The 18208-nt window shown below is 50.6% G+C and carries 17 protein-coding genes; 11 read left to right on the top strand and 6 right to left on the bottom strand.

The window, feature by feature from the left end; translation table 11 throughout:
* The first annotated feature begins 4 nt into the window (after positions 1 to 4).
* From MHH78_RS30110 to MHH78_RS30070, 9 genes are all read left to right on the top strand, one after another.
* Positions 5 to 1054: a hypothetical protein gene (locus tag MHH78_RS30110; protein WP_341169834.1), complete on the top strand. Its 1050-nt coding sequence runs from the start codon at positions 5 to 7 to the stop codon at positions 1052 to 1054.
* 11 nt (positions 1055 to 1065) lie between these two features.
* Entirely contained in the window at positions 1066 to 1935 is an 870-nt protein-coding gene (locus MHH78_RS30105; RefSeq protein ID WP_143803835.1) for a hypothetical protein, read from the top strand.
* A gap of 100 nt (positions 1936 to 2035) precedes the next feature.
* Positions 2036 to 2245: a hypothetical protein gene (locus MHH78_RS30100; protein ID WP_340943413.1), complete on the top strand. Its 210-nt coding sequence runs from the start codon at positions 2036 to 2038 to the stop codon at positions 2243 to 2245.
* Between the two features lie 5 nt (positions 2246 to 2250).
* Entirely contained in the window at positions 2251 to 2394 is a 144-nt protein-coding gene (locus tag MHH78_RS30095; protein WP_340826409.1) for a hypothetical protein, read from the top strand.
* 15 nt (positions 2395 to 2409) lie between these two features.
* Positions 2410 to 2790: a hypothetical protein gene (locus tag MHH78_RS30090; protein WP_341169833.1), complete on the top strand. Its 381-nt coding sequence runs from the start codon at positions 2410 to 2412 to the stop codon at positions 2788 to 2790.
* A 20-nt stretch (positions 2791 to 2810) separates the two neighbouring features.
* Positions 2811 to 3308 (top strand): hypothetical protein, encoded by a 498-nt coding sequence (locus MHH78_RS30085; protein WP_339313072.1) that lies wholly within the window; start codon positions 2811 to 2813, stop codon positions 3306 to 3308.
* A 71-nt stretch (positions 3309 to 3379) separates the two neighbouring features.
* Positions 3380 to 3979: a hypothetical protein gene (locus MHH78_RS30080; protein WP_341169832.1), complete on the top strand. Its 600-nt coding sequence runs from the start codon at positions 3380 to 3382 to the stop codon at positions 3977 to 3979.
* Complete coding sequence (locus MHH78_RS30075; RefSeq protein ID WP_341169831.1) at positions 3980 to 6274, top strand: hypothetical protein; 2295 nt, start codon at positions 3980 to 3982, stop codon at positions 6272 to 6274. It begins immediately after the preceding gene.
* Positions 6275 to 7016: 742 nt separating this feature from the next.
* Positions 7017 to 10172, top strand: coding sequence for a hypothetical protein (locus MHH78_RS30070; RefSeq protein ID WP_341169830.1), 3156 nt, complete (start codon positions 7017 to 7019; stop codon positions 10170 to 10172).
* Positions 10173 to 10250: 78 nt separating this feature from the next.
* On the opposite strand, the gene MHH78_RS30065 is transcribed toward MHH78_RS30070, so the two are convergent.
* Entirely contained in the window at positions 10251 to 10895 is a 645-nt protein-coding gene (locus MHH78_RS30065; RefSeq protein WP_340826418.1) for a hypothetical protein, read from the bottom strand.
* Between the two features lie 319 nt (positions 10896 to 11214).
* On the opposite strand from MHH78_RS30065, the gene tkt reads away from it, so the two are divergent.
* Together tkt and ppnP are read left to right on the top strand one after the other, a co-directional pair.
* Positions 11215 to 13263: a transketolase gene (gene tkt / locus MHH78_RS30060; protein ID WP_341169829.1), complete on the top strand. Its 2049-nt coding sequence runs from the start codon at positions 11215 to 11217 to the stop codon at positions 13261 to 13263.
* 35 nt (positions 13264 to 13298) lie between these two features.
* Complete coding sequence (gene ppnP / locus MHH78_RS30055) at positions 13299 to 13616, top strand: pyrimidine/purine nucleoside phosphorylase (protein ID WP_036727552.1); 318 nt, start codon at positions 13299 to 13301, stop codon at positions 13614 to 13616.
* An 81-nt stretch (positions 13617 to 13697) separates the two neighbouring features.
* On the opposite strand, the gene MHH78_RS30050 is transcribed toward ppnP, so the two are convergent.
* The 5 genes from MHH78_RS30050 to MHH78_RS30030 form a co-directional block, all read right to left on the bottom strand.
* The gene (locus MHH78_RS30050) at positions 13698 to 14489 is read right to left on the bottom strand and encodes an ABC transporter permease (protein ID WP_341169828.1); all 792 of its coding nucleotides are present in this window, start codon (positions 14487 to 14489) and stop codon (positions 13698 to 13700) included.
* A gap of 9 nt (positions 14490 to 14498) precedes the next feature.
* Positions 14499 to 15329, bottom strand: coding sequence for an ABC transporter permease (locus tag MHH78_RS30045; RefSeq protein WP_341169827.1), 831 nt, complete (start codon positions 15327 to 15329; stop codon positions 14499 to 14501).
* A gap of 18 nt (positions 15330 to 15347) precedes the next feature.
* Positions 15348 to 16163 (bottom strand): ABC transporter ATP-binding protein, encoded by an 816-nt coding sequence (locus MHH78_RS30040; RefSeq protein ID WP_340756152.1) that lies wholly within the window; start codon positions 16161 to 16163, stop codon positions 15348 to 15350.
* 441 nt (positions 16164 to 16604) lie between these two features.
* On the bottom strand, positions 16605 to 17096 hold the full coding sequence (locus MHH78_RS30035; RefSeq protein ID WP_341169826.1) for a GNAT family N-acetyltransferase: 492 nt from the start codon (positions 17094 to 17096) through the stop codon (positions 16605 to 16607).
* Between the two features lie 74 nt (positions 17097 to 17170).
* Positions 17171 to 18070 carry an NAD(P)-dependent oxidoreductase gene (locus tag MHH78_RS30030; RefSeq protein ID WP_341170409.1) on the bottom strand — a complete coding sequence of 300 codons (900 nt, stop codon included), beginning with the start codon at positions 18068 to 18070 and terminating at the stop codon, positions 17171 to 17173.
* Between the last annotated feature and the right edge of the window lie 138 nt (positions 18071 to 18208).

The following is an 18208-nucleotide window of genomic DNA, read 5'->3' as shown; positions in this document are numbered from 1 at the left end:
GCCTGTGGGGCTGCTGTTCTATATCATCCAGTTTGTGCTTCACCTGCTCGTTGCAGGCGGACTCTGGCTGCTGGTCAAGCCGCTGATTGAGCGGCATCTATGGCAATGGGGGCAGAAGCTGGATCTGCGGATGAACCTGCGGATGAGCTTGTTCGGCCACAAGGTCAGCAGCGCGAAGAGGAAAATGTGGCTGTACCGCCATCTGGATGATCTGCTGTATTTTGCCCATAAGCGATACGAGCCGGGCATCAGTGTGCTGCGCTTCGTCACCCGTTCGGGGATGCTGTTCCTCGGTGTATTCCTATCGAGTCTGCTGACTCTTAAAGAGCTGCCGGGGCAGATGAGCTTCAGCAATCCTTTTCTGGAAGGCATGGTGTTGAATGACGGCGCACCTGTGGCGAATGCCTGGCGGCTTCCGCTGTTTCTGGCGGTGCTCTCGGCCTGTATTCCTTATCTGCGGATGAGATATACCTATGCCCAGCGCAAGGTGCGGGGGAGCTACGATCTGCTCGATGTGATCAAAATCGCCACCAAATTCACGCATTTGTCTGCGGATTCCATTTTGTCCAAGACCAGTGACTTGCTGCCGGTGGAGAATGTGCTGAAGACGCCCTTGAGGCTGCTGGGTGCAGCGTTCGCTGGCTATAGTAATGAACGGGAGCTGAATGAGGAAGCCGGGCGTTTTGCCGGAGCGATTGGCACGACGTTTGCCGTTGAATTCGTATCTGATCTGCTCTATTGCGAGAAGGAGGGCACCCGTTATCTCAAAAGCTCGCTCATGACGCTTAACCGCTCAATGGAGCTGCAACGGGAGACTATTCTGACAGTAAAGGCCAGCAGCCGGGATGCGATCAGCCTGGGGCTGTACGGTAATCTGATTGTGCTGGTGTCTTCTGTGGGAACGTTCATGTACATGCTGAAGCCGGATGTGTATTTCAAATTGCAGTTCGAGACAACGATTGGACTTTCATTTATGATGGTGATCCTGACGGGCCTATTCATCTCGTTCATGATCAGTACCATCCTCGCCAGACCCAGACTGGACTACCATTAAGGTGATGAATGATGGATAGATTACTACTTTTGATAGCTGTAACAGGTATTGTGTATCTTGCCTTACTGGTCTTTATCAGCAGCAGCAGCCGTCAGCAGCGGTATGTGCTCCGTCTGGGCCAGCAGTGGAAGGCCTTCGGGGAACGTGTGCACAATGAGCGGCTGCAGCAATTGCTCAATCAGAGCGGACTCTCTATATCAGCAGCCAAAATCACCCTGTTCCGATATTCGGCGGCTTTTCTCTATCTGCTGGCCCAGGTAACGGGAGACTTCTTACGTTCAGAGCCAATGTCAATATACGATCCTCTGATTGCTCTGCTGATTCTCGTGATTACCAGTCCGCAGCGGGCGCTGCCGTTTGGCTGGCTGCTGAGCTGGCTGCATCAGAAGACACTGATTCAAAAAGACGGGGAGCTGATCTCCTTCATCCGCCTCTATGAGAATAACCGTCTGCGCAAGCGGGGGTATGTGGAATTTGGCGCCTTCTGCGCCGGGACGGCCAACCATTTCAGTTACATCCGCCAGGATCTGTATGAGTTGTCGGAGCGGGCGGTGGATGAGGGGACGGAGCGGGCCATTGAATGGTTTTGCAGCAAATTCCCGGAGAACCACATGTTTATCAACGATATCCGCTCGATTCTGCTTGCGACAGAAGGGATGGATGATGACCATGAAGCAGCGAAGTATCTGCAGGAGCAGGGCAAAATTATTACCAAAATCTCAAGTGACCAATATCTGAAGAAGTGGTCCTTTATCGGGGACATTTCCACGATCATCAATGTCATTCCGTCGATCGCCACCTTTCTGATGATTGTGTCGCTGGCGATGCAGTACATTATGCTGATCAAAGGGAATTTTAACGGCGTAGGGATGTTCCAATGAGCTAATTAGGCAGGCTGGAAGCAAGAAAATAAACGAAGTGAAATTTTTGTTATATTCAAGAATCATTTTAAAATATACAATCAAAAGGGAGATATTAACAATGAAAAAAGACGCTATTTCTACTGGTTTATTTATCGCAATCGGGTTCCTGTGTGTGGCTATCGTAATTGCCGTATTGATTCCTGTGGTACGGGATGTAATCGATAAAGCGGATGACAACAGACCTGAAATCCCGAAGGTTAGTCTGGTTCAGCCCGCAGATTCCGTGGAAGCAGCTGTAACGTATACGATCGCCAGTCCGTTGGTGTAACAGAGATGAAGAAGGACTCGATTTCCGTCGCGCTGTTTCTGGCTATTGGCTTTGTGATTGCCGGGATTTTTATCGCTGGGGCTACAAGCATGATCGGCGGCAGCCAGGATGATATTATTACCCATGTCAAAGCTGTCGAGAAGTATTAAAAGGAGGCGCTGCGTTTGAAGGCAACCGTCCTCCGGGCCTTGTTCATGTGGCTGGTGTTGTTCATTATCCTGCAGCCGATTTTTACGTACATCGATTATTTGCTCGATCTGCAGGTCAAAGCCAACACCTCGTATATCACGCAAAAGGCAGCCACAGAAGGGAGGGTCACTGTCTCCATGAAGGCTGAGGTCATTTCTAACCTGAAGGCTGTAGGATTTCCCGAAGGCTCGATCAAGATAACCAGCGGAACAGAAGTGATCCTTGAGCGTAAACAGCGGATTGATGTGTATGTGACCGCACCGCGGGTGAACCTGTTCCCCTACAATTTCTCCGGCGTATCCCAGCCGACACAGTACTATGGACATGGCTCAATCATGAGTGAATATCTCGATTAATTAAGGGATGAAGCTAACCTATGGATTATATTATTAAGCTGGCCTTTGTCCTGTTGATCTTTATTTATTCCTGGTTTTTTCAGATTCAGAATCAGGAGTGGGACCAGGTGCGCAGCATGCTTAAGGATGCCAACAATATGGCCGTCCATGACGCATCACAGGAGTTGAACGAAGCAGCGAGGGCCCAAGGCCGTCTGGTCATTGATCCCGCTGAGGCCTATGCCACCTTCCGCCACACCCTGCAGAGTAATCTGGGACTGGATGACGGCTTATCCCCCTTGGCGGGGAGCCGGCTTCAGGCTCAAGTGAAGATCGTCAAATTCGACATCGTGGATGAATCTACGGGCGATACTTTTCCGCTGCTCTATGAGGACAGTACTTACGGTATCACCAAATACATACAAGGTCCTTCGGTCATCGCCGTTATTCAAACGCAGCACCCGGTGCTGATCTCCAGAAGCAAGGTTCAAGAGGCCATTACAGTGCCGGCGGTTCAGGAATATAAATTTAATATGTAAACCAGGATGAATGCGGCCTGCCCTGAAGCGAACCTTAGCAGGCCGCACAAACTATTAAAGGAGAGATTTACATGGAAAAGATAATGATGAAAGCAATCTTAGCAACTACACTGTTGGCGGGTTCGATTCTAGGGCAAGTGGGCTCAGCACAGGCTGCTACAGCGGCAAAACCAGCAGCTCCGATTATGAGAGACAACCTTTCTAAGTTCGGATTAGTGAAAGATCTGGAACTGCCGGTAACAGTTACGGCCGGGGGGCTGAACTACACGTTGGAGAAGATTATGATCTTTGATGCGAAGTCGAAGGATGCTCAGGTGTTGAGTAAAACATATGGTTATAACTTAGGTAATGCTCAGTATTTTATTTGGACGAAGATCACTGTGGAAAATAAGAGTGGGAGTATGGTTCAACAAAACGTTAAGGATTTAAAAGACAAATGGCGTTTGAATTTCGGGGATTTGTCCAAAGGCGAAGCGTATACTAGTATGCCAGATAAAATGACAGATATCAAAAATAGCAAGCAATCTCTTTGGGATTGGAGTCTAAAACCGGGAGAAAAGCTCAGTACGTACCAAGCGTATTTGTACACTGGAAACTTTAATTATTTCGTAATCTGGCTAGATAACAAGAGCAACTCTACCACAAAATATATTGTGAACGAGAAGAATTAAATGATGAAGAAAATGAAAACTAAACAACTTTGGATTGTCGGTGTAGTTATCCTGTTAGCTTTTGAGTTGCTTGTGCCAGCTTTCACCTATTCGGCACAAGCAGAAGGAGCTAAGCAAGGCAGCATCAGCATACCGGTGACAACCGGGTTAACCGGCTCAGGAAATAGTGCCAAGACGTTTTATCTGGATCTTCCCAGCGGGGTCACTAGCTCCGCGATTAAGGCAGGCACAATGAAATATTCAGGAAACAACAGTGTTGTAGGGGCTCTCACTGTCGAGAACGGGAAGATTAAGGTTACGCTGAAGGGGAATGTGAAGGATGAGGTATTTCCTGTATTTGGAATGGATGGACAGTTTGACAAGCCTTTTGTGAGTGTTCCTGGAAACTCCATCTGGCGCTATTCAGATGGCCGAAGATGGCAGATTAATGATTACACAGAGGACAAGGGTTATAATGAAAGCTCCAATAAGAACGCAGAAGATTACGGAATGCCATCTGAGATACCACCTAAGACTACCGTGTCTACGAAGTCAGATCCTGTCAGTCCGAGCACAGCAACTTGGTATAGGAAAGATAAAACGCAGGTTCCCTATAGTAGTGTATCTCAGTCAAGCATAAAGCTTAATCCACAAGCCCTGAAAGGTGATAAAGGGGAAACTTCCGTTAAAAATGGAAGGTTTATAATTACTTATTCAGTACCGTCTGAAAAAAGGAGACCAGAAGAAGTATCCGAAGGATTTGGGAAAGGAGGACATGCTCGAGGTTGGCTTTATTACGTGACTCTCCCCTATTACTTCAACGCCGAAGCCAAAGTCACATCCTACAGCTACGCCGGTTCGGTCACCTTTGATTATTCCCCACCTGACCAAGCTACGTTGAACGGAACGGCCACGCTAGAGAAGCCGAGTCCAAACCCAATCAAGCTGGAAGGCAGCAAGGTCGATGTGAAGATCAACGTTAAAGGCGAACTGCTGGGTTACACGAATTCCTCTAACATCGAAGAATGGGTATTTTATGCCAAGGAAAAAGACGGTTCAGCGAAGGCTGACATGAAGAAAGAATACGGAAAAATGCTCACCGCATCGAAAAGCTTTGACTTCCAGATCCCGGCCAGCCGGGTAACCAGTGACAGCTTCAAGCAGGATTACGCGCTGACGGTGATCATCCGGTTCAAGAATCCTGTGGTTACTAAGTCCGGTTCGATAACTTCCTTGGAACAGAAAATGGAAGTCTCGGCCGGAGTGTACAAAAGGGACAACCCCATTACCTATCCATCCATACCGGGAACGCCGAGCAAGCCGGAAGGTAAGCCACCGATTGCCCGAATCAGCGCACCCAAGTACGTCAAAGCCGGTTCAGACATGATGGTATACGGAGGGAGTTCCTCTGATCCAGACGGATACATTACGGACTATGCCTGGGGAACTCCTGGAGCAGAGGGCGGGATTGAAAATACAGCCAGAGGCTATGTGTGGTACACACGGGACAAGGTTGGACAGACATTCCCCATAATGCTTACCGTTGTCGATAATGACGGGCTGATCGGGAGCACCAGTACCGAGGTAACGGTCATTGAACCGATTCCATCCGCAACCTTGGAGATCACCGGATCGCTGAAGCAGAACCGGAAAACCACGCTCACCAACAGCAGCACAAGCCCGACACGATTCCCGATCATTAAGTCTAAAACTCAGGTCACGATCAGCGCCGTCAGCGGCGGGACTAATGCAGATATCAAATACAGCGGCAGTCTGGCCGAGCTGGAGAGCAAGGACGTTCTCTTCCGGAAGCCAGGAAAATACAAAGCAAATATTCATGTTGAGAATACAGCCGGCTATGGTGCAGATGGGGAGATCACGTTCGATATTGCACCGGATGAAGTTCCAAGTGTGTATTTTGACGTTGCCCAAAAAATGTATCGGGACCCGGAGAAGGGGAATAGAGCGATCATCCAAATTACGGACAGATCCTTTTCCACAGACAAGGATACCCTGAACCGGCGGATCTGGGAGTATCGGTATGACTCCAATAATGACGGTCGGTTTACCGATGAGAATTGGGAGATCTTCAATAATGGAAATGAGATTAATCCTAAGCTGGAATTGACTCAGGTGGGGAGATACGAAATCCGGTTGACGGTCTTTGAAGAGTTTGGTCAACCGACCATTGAGGATTACGTGACGGAGGCGGACCGGCGTTCTGCAGATTCGTATACCGATCCGATCAAGCAAGCATTAGTGGAGCGGACGGTAGAAATAGATAACCGCGCGCCAGAAGTCGATTGGGACTTGTAGGGGAGGAAGGCAGACATTGAAGAGATTCAAGAGAAGTATCATTTTGCTTATGGCCTATTTGCTGCTGATTCCCGCACTGCCGCAACCAGTTGTCGAAGTGACGAGACTGGCCAGTACAGTGCAGGCTGCAGAGGACAATTTTATTTATTATCGGGATATTGTCTTTGAAGCTGGGCGAGGGGGACATGCCAATCAGGATGATAAGGTTGTCATTGATTTCCCTGCTCTGAAGGTAACCAATCTTAAATTTAATAAAACGACCAAAAGAATGACCTATGATATTGTTCCAGGCTCTAACTTACATGTCACCTATCATACGGGGAGACATGATTGGGCCGGGTACACAGAGCCCATGGAAATCGAAATGTGTAGTTCCATTTATACCAAAAAAGCATATGAATATGAATTAAACAGAAATGCCTATAACGATGATAATCTATGGACTTGTAATGATCCTAGGACACCTGACTTTTATGGTATGTATTACAACTGGTCAGCAGATTGGGGAAGATTATTTATAAATGCGGTGGCACCCCCACCATACGGAGATTATTTTCCCGCCACTCTTGATATAGAGATGTCCAAAATACGTGAGTTAATGGCGAATACTTATCCTAATGACTATGCACAAGGCTATAACTATTATCAGCCAAGTGAATACAACCCAGGATTAGCGGATGATCCGGAAATGTTCCGTTTTCGAGTGCTCGCTCGGACAAACACTTACTGGTGGTCGCCATACATGACTAGAGTTGCAGAATTGATACCCAATTATGCCCCTAGCCTGTCCGTAGGAACAGCAAATGGAATTACCCTGGTTAATGCCGCAGGCTTAAGCGGAATCAATATTGAGGGGTATGTCAGCGATCCAGATAACGAGGACGTTACCGTCACCGCCGAGATCCCTGGTGTCTTCTACAAGAAGACGGTGGTGCCTCAAGCCAAGCTATCCAAACTATTCAATATCCCACTGGACGTGCTGCAAGACTCGATCCCGCCGGGAACCTACACCGTGAACATCACGGCATCCGATCCTTCGGGAATGACCGCGAAGGCGGCGCTTACGATCAATGTCAGACAGCAGATGCGGAACAAGTCCTTTGTCCTGATCAATACCCCTGTAGAAACCAGAACGAAATTCTTTGACTCGGAATGGGACCCTAAACGGGAAGAACGGTACCGGTTCGATCATGATCCATATTTCTTTGACAATTCGATGGGGATTATTTGGGATTCTGGATTATGGCGAAGTTCACCCTATACGACCTTCCCGTTTAGCGGTTCCTACGTGGCCACGTTCCAGGGTCGTGACAATCCCAAGGATGACGACCGGTTCGATGTGTACCGGAAATGGAGCCGGAATAACCTCTCTTCGATGACCTTCCATGTGCATCGCAAGCCGATAGCCTTGTTTAGTGCCAGGTTGTCAGGCGGATGGCTGCAGATCACGGACAGCTCCTACGATTTGGATCATGTCACTGCCTCCAATAAAGGGATCATGGATTGGCAATGGCAATACAAGAAGACAGAAGGGCAAGTCTGGACGGATGGATATCCGCCGGCACAACTGCCGACCAATGACCAGTATGATATCCGGCTAAGAGTGCGGGACATCGATGGCGAGAATGGGATTGGCGTCTGGAGTGACTGGTCGCAGCAAACGGTAGGGGCGGCCGGCAACCTGCCGCCGGTAGCGCTGTTCACCGTAGAGCCCAACATTGTATCGTACCGTAAGGCTACAGCGGTCACGGACAAGTCCTTCGACCCGGACAATGATCCACTGGACGTATACAGCTGGACAGTGATTAAGGATGGCTGGCAACAGGTATGGAGTCATTCGGGCGGTGCGGCGGTGCCGCCGAATATCGCAGCCTACGGCGTGGGGACGTATCAGTTAACCCTTCAGGTCCATGATAACCGCGGGCTATGGTCGCAGCCCTACAGCCAAACGGTACAAGTCCTGAATCACCCGCCAGCAGCTGCCTTCAATATGCCGGTGGAAGTATACCGGGATACGGTCATTACGATGGAGAATATGACACCTGACCCGGATGAGGATGGGGATTGGCTAAGCTATGCCTGGAATGCCCGGATCAATAGCAGCCCGTACTATTATGCCGGAGGTAACCGAAACCAGGTGATGACCATCCGGGATCTGATCGCGCGTAGCGGCATTTCACCACAACAAGCCATTTCAGATGGCTGGGAAATGCGCCTGACCGCCTCGGACGGGTCGCTTTCCTCGAATGCGACACGGACGTTCAAAGTCCTCAACCATGTCCCTACGGCCGCCATTAACGGGTCTGCAACGGCGTATCAGTTTGATACGAAGCAATACACCTCGTCTGATTTTGATGAAGATCCATCGGATATCGCCAGTCTTCAATATTTTTGGAAGGTGACAGATAGCGACAGCACCACCAAGTTATATAAGACGCAGAGTATCAATATCAGTTTTCCGGAACCGGGGATATACACCCTGGAACATTGGGCAGTGGACCAGATTGGGGCGAAGTCAAATATTGAGTCACTCAAAGTGAATGTAATCAAAAACGAAGCCCCGTCCATGACGATCACTTCTCCGCCGGGTACAGTAGGGAACCCTACCGTCCTGGATGCAGAGAAGCAGGGGGACCCGTTGATTCAGTGGACCTACTCCGATCCGGAGAATGATCCTCAGGAAAAGTACAGGCTTGAATTTTTCACCAAAGAAGGGCTATTGGAGAAAACGGTAGAGAATACAGATGGCAGCGGATCGATCCGTCAGTATCAAGTTCCAAACCCAACATTCAATCGCTTCGAGTACTTCACGGTATTGGGGCGGGCGTATTCCAAAGGCTCCTGGTCCGAGGTATCAAACGAAAAAGCCTTCATCATCGACAACCCGCCCCAGCCGGGATTCACCCTCATTACGGATACCGGAAAGGATGCCACCAAGGTAGCAATCTACCGGACGGATGTGCTTAATATCAAGAGCACGGCAACAGATGAGGATATTCCGAAAGGAGACATCATAAGTCATCAGTATTTCTTGAAGCCGGCGGCTGGTGTAGAGGGGCTTGTGAGCACAGAAGGCGATTTTAACAAAAAGTTTACTACAAACGGTACCTTTACGTATCGGCAGCTTGTTACGGACTCCCTGGGACTGTTCAGAGAGCTGTCCCATAGCATTACCGTGTTGAACCGGTTACCCAAGGTCTCAATTACCTATCCGACAAGTGATAGCCCCAACAAGCCAACGATTGCCAGCACACTGACGCCGATCATCAAGTGGGATTACCAGGATGAGGACGGGGATCAGCAGCAGCGCTTCCGGGTGCGGATAATTAATCTGGCCACAGGTGCGATTAAGGTGCAGTCCGGTGACCAGGTATCCAGTTCAAAACAATGGAAGGTACCAGATGGAGCCTTAGCAGAGTACGAAAAATATGCTGTAGAAGTTGAGGTCTTCGATGGATTTGAGTGGAGTGTTGTGTCCGCAAGAAAGTACTTTATGGTTAACCTGCTTAGCATCAAGGGGGCTGTCCGTCATACAGAGGAGTGGAATGGCAACCGTCAGGCGTACAATCTGAAGCAGAGCGGCTCGCCTGAAAGCCCGCGGGGGTATAGTGTCTATTGGGCTGGCGAGAAATTTGTGCTGCAGGGGACAGCTACCGGACTACCGGATACCGTGCAAGTCACAATGACTGGAGGATACACGGCGGCGCTGAGTCCGGCCGGGAGTGATAAGACCTTATGGACGGGTGAGCTGGCCGACCCATCGTTCGAACAGCTGCCGGATGGTCCGGTTACTTTTACCTTTACCGCAACCAATGAGTATCAGACCAAGGTGGATACAGTGGCGGTAACGATTCTCGGAGATTGGACAGAATATTATCAGAGCCATCGTGTAAAATAACGCGGGACGCAATCCTTATGCCTTATGTGCTACTATGATTTTGTTTTACTTGGCATCAAGCGGGCGGAGGGTGATCGTTCAGACGATTCCCTCGGTCCGTTCTTCATGCAGCCGCAGTCTAGGAGCCGCAAAATCTGCCGGATTAGTAGTTTGGGGGTTATGTAGACTGGAACCTCTGAGGTCCGCAGAATGACTCCGGTCCATATAGTAGGAGAGTTTGCCGCTGAATATTTTGTGGGCACACAGGGATGAAGCGAAATCCTCCGGAGTGACGAAGCAGGAGGGCTTGGCTACCGGATGAACAGTAGTTTCCTCCAATACAGAGGCTACGAACTGGGAGCAGAAAAAAGCATTCTCCCGGTCAATCCGGATGTTCAACAGCACACCGACCAGACCGAGCAGGTGATATTTATAACGCTCCTGATTCTGCATCATACCCTGGACATGGTTATACATAGTATTGTACTCTTCCTCACTGACTCTGAGCTGGTAGATGGCACAGTCTGCACTGTTGTAGAACGGATGGATGAAGTTCTCATGGATAAGTCCGGCAATAAACGGGTTGTACACTTTTTTTCGGCCGAAGCTGTAGACCTCACGCAGCTCACTGTCAAAAGCAATCGAGGCATGATTCAGCTCCGCTTTGGTGAACCATTTAATAATTCCGCTGAAGGCCGTGCCTGTTCCGGTCAGCACAATATAAATGTCTCTGTTTGCAGTCATCTTCTGAATTCCTTTCTGCTGGAAATTATGGATAATCCGGCTAAAATTCCGCTGTGGTACTTCCATCTTACTGTATAAATCCGCTTTGTAAAACAAACTTTAGTCTTAATTAGAAACTAGACTTAAGGCTAAGTTTCCGGATTCCCATCCGTATCTCCAAAAAAGAACCTCCTGAAGCACCGTGAATCTGGCACAGGCGTGCATAGACCCGACAGAAGCCGCTAAATATAAGCTGCAGCAAAAACAATTGGAAATGCTTCCACTTCCGTGATACAATAATAGTCAAAATGACATTCTTGATTCGAGGAGGATTATTGTAATGACTGAACAAGCAAAAGATCAAGCCATTCATAAAGAAGAAAACTCAACGGTGGACAACCTGGCCATCACTACGATCCGTACACTTGCCATTGATGCCATTGAAAAGGCAAACTCCGGACATCCGGGTATGCCGATGGGCTCCGCACCTATGGGATACCAATTGTTCGCTAAGACAATGAATCATAACCCGGACCACCCGACTTGGGTCAACCGTGACCGCTTCGTGTTGTCTGCCGGACATGGCTCCATGCTCCTCTACAGCCTGCTGCACCTCAGCGGCTATGATCTGCCTATGGAAGAATTGAAGCAGTTCCGCCAATGGGGCAGCTTAACTCCGGGACATCCGGAAGTCGGCCACACTGCCGGTGTAGATGCGACAACCGGTCCGCTTGGACAAGGTATCGGTATGGCTGTTGGTATGGCAATGGCTGAAGCGCAGCTGGGTGCGACTTACAATAAAGATGAACATAACGTGATTGACCATTATACGTACGCCATCTGCGGCGACGGTGATTTGATGGAAGGGATCTCTTCCGAGTCTGCTTCACTTGCCGGACACCTGAAGCTGGGCAAGCTGATTGTAATGTACGATTCGAATGATATCTCCCTAGACGGCAAGCTCAACCTTGCATTCTCCGAGAATGTTGCTAAGCGTTTTGAAGCTTACGGCTGGCAGGTTCTGCGTGTAGAAGACGGTAACGATCTTCCTGCACTGGCTAAGGCTCTTGAAGAGGCTCAAGCAGACAGCAGCAAACCTACGCTGATCGAAGTGAAGACTGTCATCGGCTACGGCAGCCCGAACAAGCAAGGTAGAGGCGGCCACGGCGGTACCCACGGCTCCCCGCTGGGTGCTGATGAAACGAAGCTGACGAAGGAATACTACAAATGGGTATATGAAGAAGATTTCTATGTACCGGATGAAGTCCGTGCCAGCTTCACTGAAGTGAAGGCCAAAGGAATCGCCGCTAACAAAGCATGGGATGAGAAATTTGCAGCCTACAAAAAAGCATACCCTGAGCTTGCTGCACAGCTCGAAACTGCACTAAGCGGTGAGCTTCCTGCAGGATGGGATGCCAATCTGCCGTTCTACAAAGCAGAAGACAAAGCCGTATCCACCCGTGTGGCTTCCGGTAATGCGCTGAACGGATTGACTGGCGGTATCCCGCAGCTGGTTGGGGGTTCTGCCGATCTGGAGAGCTCGACCATGACGCACTTGAACGGTCTGTCCCAGTTCACCTCAGAATCCTATGACGGCCGTAACATCTACTTCGGCGTACGTGAATTCGGAATGGCTGCAGCCATGAACGGGATTGCACTGCACACTGGTCTTAAGGTGTTCGGCGGTACGTTCTTCGTCTTCACAGATTACCTGCGTCCGGCTGTCCGTCTGGCTTCCATCATGAAGCTGCCGGTAACCTACGTGCTTACTCATGACAGTATTGCTGTTGGTGAAGACGGTCCTACCCATGAGCCGATTGAACAGCTTGCTTCCCTGCGTATCATTCCAGGTCTGACGGTCATTCGTCCGGCTGATGCCAACGAAACCTCTGCAGCTTGGGCATACGCTATGGAGAACACCGCTAATCCGGTAGCACTGGTACTGACCCGTCAGAACCTGCCGATCCTGGCTGGAACCGTAGACGGTGTACGCGATAACATCAAACGCGGCGGGTATGTGGTCTCTGATTCCAAGAACGGCACTCCACAGGCACAGATCATTGCTACAGGCTCTGAAGTACAGCTGGCGGTTAAGGCTCAGGCTGCGCTTGCCGAAGAAGGCATTGATGTTCGTGTCATCAGCTTGCCGAGCTGGGATCTGTTCGAGAAGCAGGATAAAGCATACCGCGATTCCGTTATCCTGCCTGAAGTGAAAGCCCGTCTGGCTATCGAAATGGCGCAAACCTTCGGCTGGGAACGTTATACAGGCGATCAGGGAGACATTCTGGGAATCACTACCTTTGGCGCTTCCGCCCCTGGCGACACCGTAATCAGAGAATATGGCTTCACTGTAGAAAATGTAGTCAGCCGCGTAAAAGCGCTGCTATAATAGACGGATCTAACGACAAAGGGGAGAATAAGCATATGAGTCAGTTCACCAACGCGACAATTCAAAAAGCAGCCAATATTTACTACGACGGAAAAGTTACCAGCCGTACAGTTACACTGGAAGACGGCACTAAGGTGACACTCGGCATTATGCTGCCTGGCGTATACGAATTCGGCACCGATGGCCCCGAGACGATGGAGATTCTCTCCGGCAAGCTCAAGGTGCTGCTTCCCGGCACTGAAGTGTGGAAGGACATTGACGGAGCGGAGACATTCCATGTTCCCGGCAACTCTAAATTTGCGCTGGAAGTATTCGCATTAACTGATTATTGCTGTTCTTACCCGATTGTATAAAAGAAAGTGGCAGAAAAAAGCACCCCTGGAAGATTCATGGTCCCGGGGTGCTTTTTTTTGTATTGTCAGCTTCAGCGGAGCTCAACTCCCCGTGCTTTTGTAATGCCTCACGCCTATGCGCCATACCAGCAGAGACACTCCGAGGAAGGCAGCTCCAGAGGGAAGCGAGAGGAATCCCAGCCAGTGGGGATAATCCCAGCCGCAGACGGTGGCCGCCGGATAGAAGCTGATGAACAGCATTGGGAGCACAAAGCTGAACACGGATTTTAGCATTCGCGGCAAATAGGGCTCTGGGCAGCGGGTAATCTGGTAGCTGGCGTTGGTCAGCAGAAAGATCCAGTCCAGCCCTTTGATCGTGAAAAAAGCAAGACCTGAGGTTAGCACGAACACTCCGCAGTACATCAGACAGCCTCCGGCCAGCGCCATCGCCAGAATGCCGAGTCTGCTGGGCGTCAAGGGAACGCCGAGCTGTCCCAGCGCCCAGCCCGCAGCACAGATTCCTGTAAACGGCCGGACCAGCCGGTGCAGATGGAATCTGGAAGCGGCGACCTGCACGAACAGGGAACGCGGACGGAGCAGCAGCCGGTCGAAATCGCCGGAGCGCAGCAGATGCCACGGGAAATAATCAAAGCCGCGGCATACGCTCTCGGCAAGTCCGAAGGAAGCCACCGCCAGCGAGTACACCAGAATGATATGGGCGACGGTCCATTCGCCGATATTGCCAAAGCGGGAGAACAGCAGGACGGTGGCTATGGGATCGGAGATCACCACAGTAAGCACCTGAATCAGCATCAGCCACCAGCCCTTATATTCCATGCCGGACAGCAGATGCATCCGCAAGTATTTGCAATAAATTTTACCTTCAGCAAGCATACGGTACTCTCACCCTCCCTGGACGATAATGCTGTGCAATCTGCGTTTCATGATCATCCGGCCCGCCGAGATAAAGATAAGGCTCCACATGAGCTGTAAGCCGATGCCGGGCAATGCGGCGGCAGGAGCCACGCTACCTATATATAGCTGCAGAGGGATGTCGGCGAATCCGCCAAACGGCTGCAGGTACAGGAAGGTCTGCATGAAATCAGGCCAGAGCCGCAGGGGGAGGTAGGTGCCGGACAATATGCCGCTTAGCAGTAGAAGCATATAGGTCGGTCCGTCCCCCCAAGTGATATTCAGCCGGATCGCAGTCACAAGCATAGCGAAGGCCGAGCACAGCACAAACGCCATGACCACCGACAGAAGGAAATAGAATAGTGCAGGCAATGAGGCAGGGCCCCCTAAGGCATATCCGGCAGGCATCAGGAACCCGGCGAGTACGGTGGCCAGCCCCCTGATCCAACTGGTGCCGAGCTTGCCGGCCGAGCTTTTGACAAACCAGTGGGTGTACAGGTTCATGGGCCGGCACAGCTCGATACCGACGTCACCGTTGTTGATTTTGCCCATAATTTCGCTTTCGATGTTCATACTCTGGAGTACAAACAGCCCCTGAGCCAGCCAAACATAGGATATGGCCTGAGGGAGGCTGAGTCCGTTATTGTTCCAGGAGCCATTCTCGCTGTATGTATAGAACACGGTGAACAGCACACATTCTATAAGCGCCCAGAACACACCTACCATCGTGCCAGATATGGCGGACACCCGGTACTGGAGCCCTTCTGCCATGCGGATTCGGAAGAGGGAGCTGCAGGCCCGCCATGTATTTCTAAAGTTCATTGTGCACCTCCTGATGGGTTAGCCCAAAGCCAAGTCATTGTACATAGCCGCAATCATCGCATCCGTGTTCACTTTCATGACGACCTCCGGCGCATATTTCTGCTGCAGACCTGAGAGTTGCCCGTCATAGAGCAGTTGGCCGTGCCCGATCACCATGACCCGCTGGCATAATGCCTCAATATCGTCCATATCGTGTGTGGTCAGCAGCATCGTAATCCCGTACTTACGGTTCTCTTCCTTCAGAAAATTGCGCAGCGCGAGCTTGGATACCGCATCAAGTCCGATGGTTGGCTCATCCAGAAAGAGAAGCTTCGGCCGGTGCAGCAGCGCTGCTACCAGCTCACAGCGCATCCGCTGTCCGAGCGAAAGCTGTCTCACCGGGGTCCTTAAGAGCGCTTCCACACCAAGTGTTGCCGATAACTCGGATAATCTTAAGCGGTAGTCGCCTGGAGGAATGGCATAAATATCCTTCAGTACGTCAAAAGAGTCTGCCACCGGAACATCCCACCATAACTGCGAGCGCTGGCCAAACACGACGCCAATTCGGGATACATGCTCTACACGGTGCTTCCAGGGAATCTTGCCCAAGATGGTGCATTCTCCGCTGTCGGGTGTCAGGATGCCGCTCATTACCTTGACGGAGGTGGATTTGCCGGCGCCGTTCGGGCCAATGTAACCTACCAGTTCACCCTCTTCAATATCAAAGCTGATGCCACCGAGCGCGTCCACCTGGGTAACATTCCGCATAAACGCTCCTCTCAGAAGTCCCCATTTTCCTTCGGGCCGTTTGTACACCTTGAAGCTTTTGCGGATATCTCTCAGTCTAATTTGCATATCAGTCGCCTCCTTCGCGCAGAAGATCATATCATCAGGGGAGGAGAGGGGGACAGCCGCGTCTGGCGCCTTCTTGATCCTTGCTGCCAGGCTGACAGGGGGAGAATCATTTATTTTCTTCATTTTCCATAAAAATGCTTGTTATGTTGACATTTCTGTGCTATATTAATTTTATAGTTAACGCAAGGAAAACGTATGTTTTTTTGTATACGTACTGTAAATTAAACTTCTCGTACCGGTGATTAAATCACCGGTACTTTTGCGTTCTCACTCCTGACAAGAAGACCATGCTCGCATATTAAAGGGGCGCAGCCGATACTGCCTGGCTGCGCCCTGATTACGAGTTACATATGCAGAATGTATGCGGAAAACCGAACACAATAGGCTGGGCGTCGGCACATGGTCCATTAGCATGATTCGCTCGGTAAAGTGATTCTGTTCTTAGCGGCCTACCTCTGCCAGCGGACCTGTCCGCTCATATTCCCAGATGCTCTGGCTGCTCTCCGCATCATAGATCTCTCCGGTACGGACGAAGCCGTGCTTCTCATAGAAGTGATGGTTCCGGACGGCCCACGAAGGGGTATCCAGCGTCCAGCGCGTAGCCCTAGGGTACTTAGCCAATAAGAAATGCAAAGCCTCATGCCCGAAGCCTTGATTCTGGTAGAGCGGATCGATAAAAATCCGGCCCAGATGACATTCCTCTTCTGTGGGCGACGGGAAGATTATCATCCCCCCGACAATTCCACCGTCTTTCAGAAGCTTGTAGTAATGGCCCTGCTGCATTTGTTCCGCCTGCCAGGGCACCGAATCATAACCGGGAGGGCCATCCTCCTCTTTATCCTGATATCGGCGGGCATCATCATCGAAGGTTCTTTTCTGTACATTCGCCAACATGGCCGCATCTTGTGGCCGGGCGAGTTCAAAGGTCAGCATTGAAACTTCCTCCCCTGTTTACAATAGTGTGTGAAACACCATCATAAACAGATTCTGGAAAAGCCGCCGTTACATTAGTTACCTTCGCCGATCTTCCGGCCGATCCAGTCTTCGTAGGATTTGACCACAGCGGACAGGTCCTCGTCGCCGTAGCCGTGATTGAAGCCTGCCTGGAACAGGCTCTTGGCTACGCCGAGCATAGGGGAAGGGACGCCAGTGGAATCACTGAGCGAGGACGCCAGCTTGAGATCCTTGAGCATCAGGGCAAGGGAGAACTGGTTGCTGAAGTCGTTATCAATGATCTTCTGGCCTTTCAGCTCGGCCTGCTTGCTGCCTGCTGATCCGTTCTTCACCAGCTCCAGGAATTTATCTGCGGGTACCCCGGACTTCACCGCAATGGAGAAGCCCTCAGCGAGCGCGACATTGTGAATGCCGACCATGGCATTGTGAGCCAGCTTGGCTACAGCGCCGCTGCCGTTAGCGCCCATATGCAGCAGCAGACGGCCCATAGAGTCGAAGAGATCCCGGTGTTTCTCAATCACTTCGGCATGTCCGCCGACCATGAAGACCAGTGTGCCGTCGATAGCTGCCGGCTTGCTGCCGGTTACAGGGGCATCAAGGAAGCTGCCGCCCCGTGCTTCTACTTCAGTGGCGATCTCCTTTGCAAGGCCGGGGGAGATGGTGCTGGAATCGATTACGGTTGTTCCCGGCTGAAGGGTGGCGAGAATGCCATGGTCACCGTAGAAGACTTCACGGATCGAATCATCGTTGCTGATCATGGTAATAATAACATCCTTGCCTTCCGCTGCTGCCTGCGGTGTGGCGGCTGTCTTCGCACCTTCCTGTTCCAAAGGTTTGCATTTCTCTGCTGTACGGTTGTACACCGTAACCTCAAAGCCGCTTCGCAGCAGGTTCGACGCCATAGGTGCTCCCATTGTTCCGAGTCCGATAAAGCCGATGTGCTTCATTTCAATTCCACCTTTGCTTTCCTGAGATCATATTATAGAAACTAAGTTTGCCTTCATTCTATCAGAAGGTTACGGCCTGTTCCACAGAACAGGTCTGCTTGTCTGCTTGGTAACCGCTTTCAGTTATTTTTTCATAAACAGGGT

It is taken from the genome of Paenibacillus sp. FSL H3-0333 (assembly GCF_038002805.1).
In the GTDB taxonomy this organism is placed as follows: Bacteria; Bacillota; Bacilli; order Paenibacillales; family Paenibacillaceae; genus Paenibacillus_AQ; species Paenibacillus_AQ silagei.
This window is presented reverse-complemented; position numbering and strand designations above follow the sequence as displayed.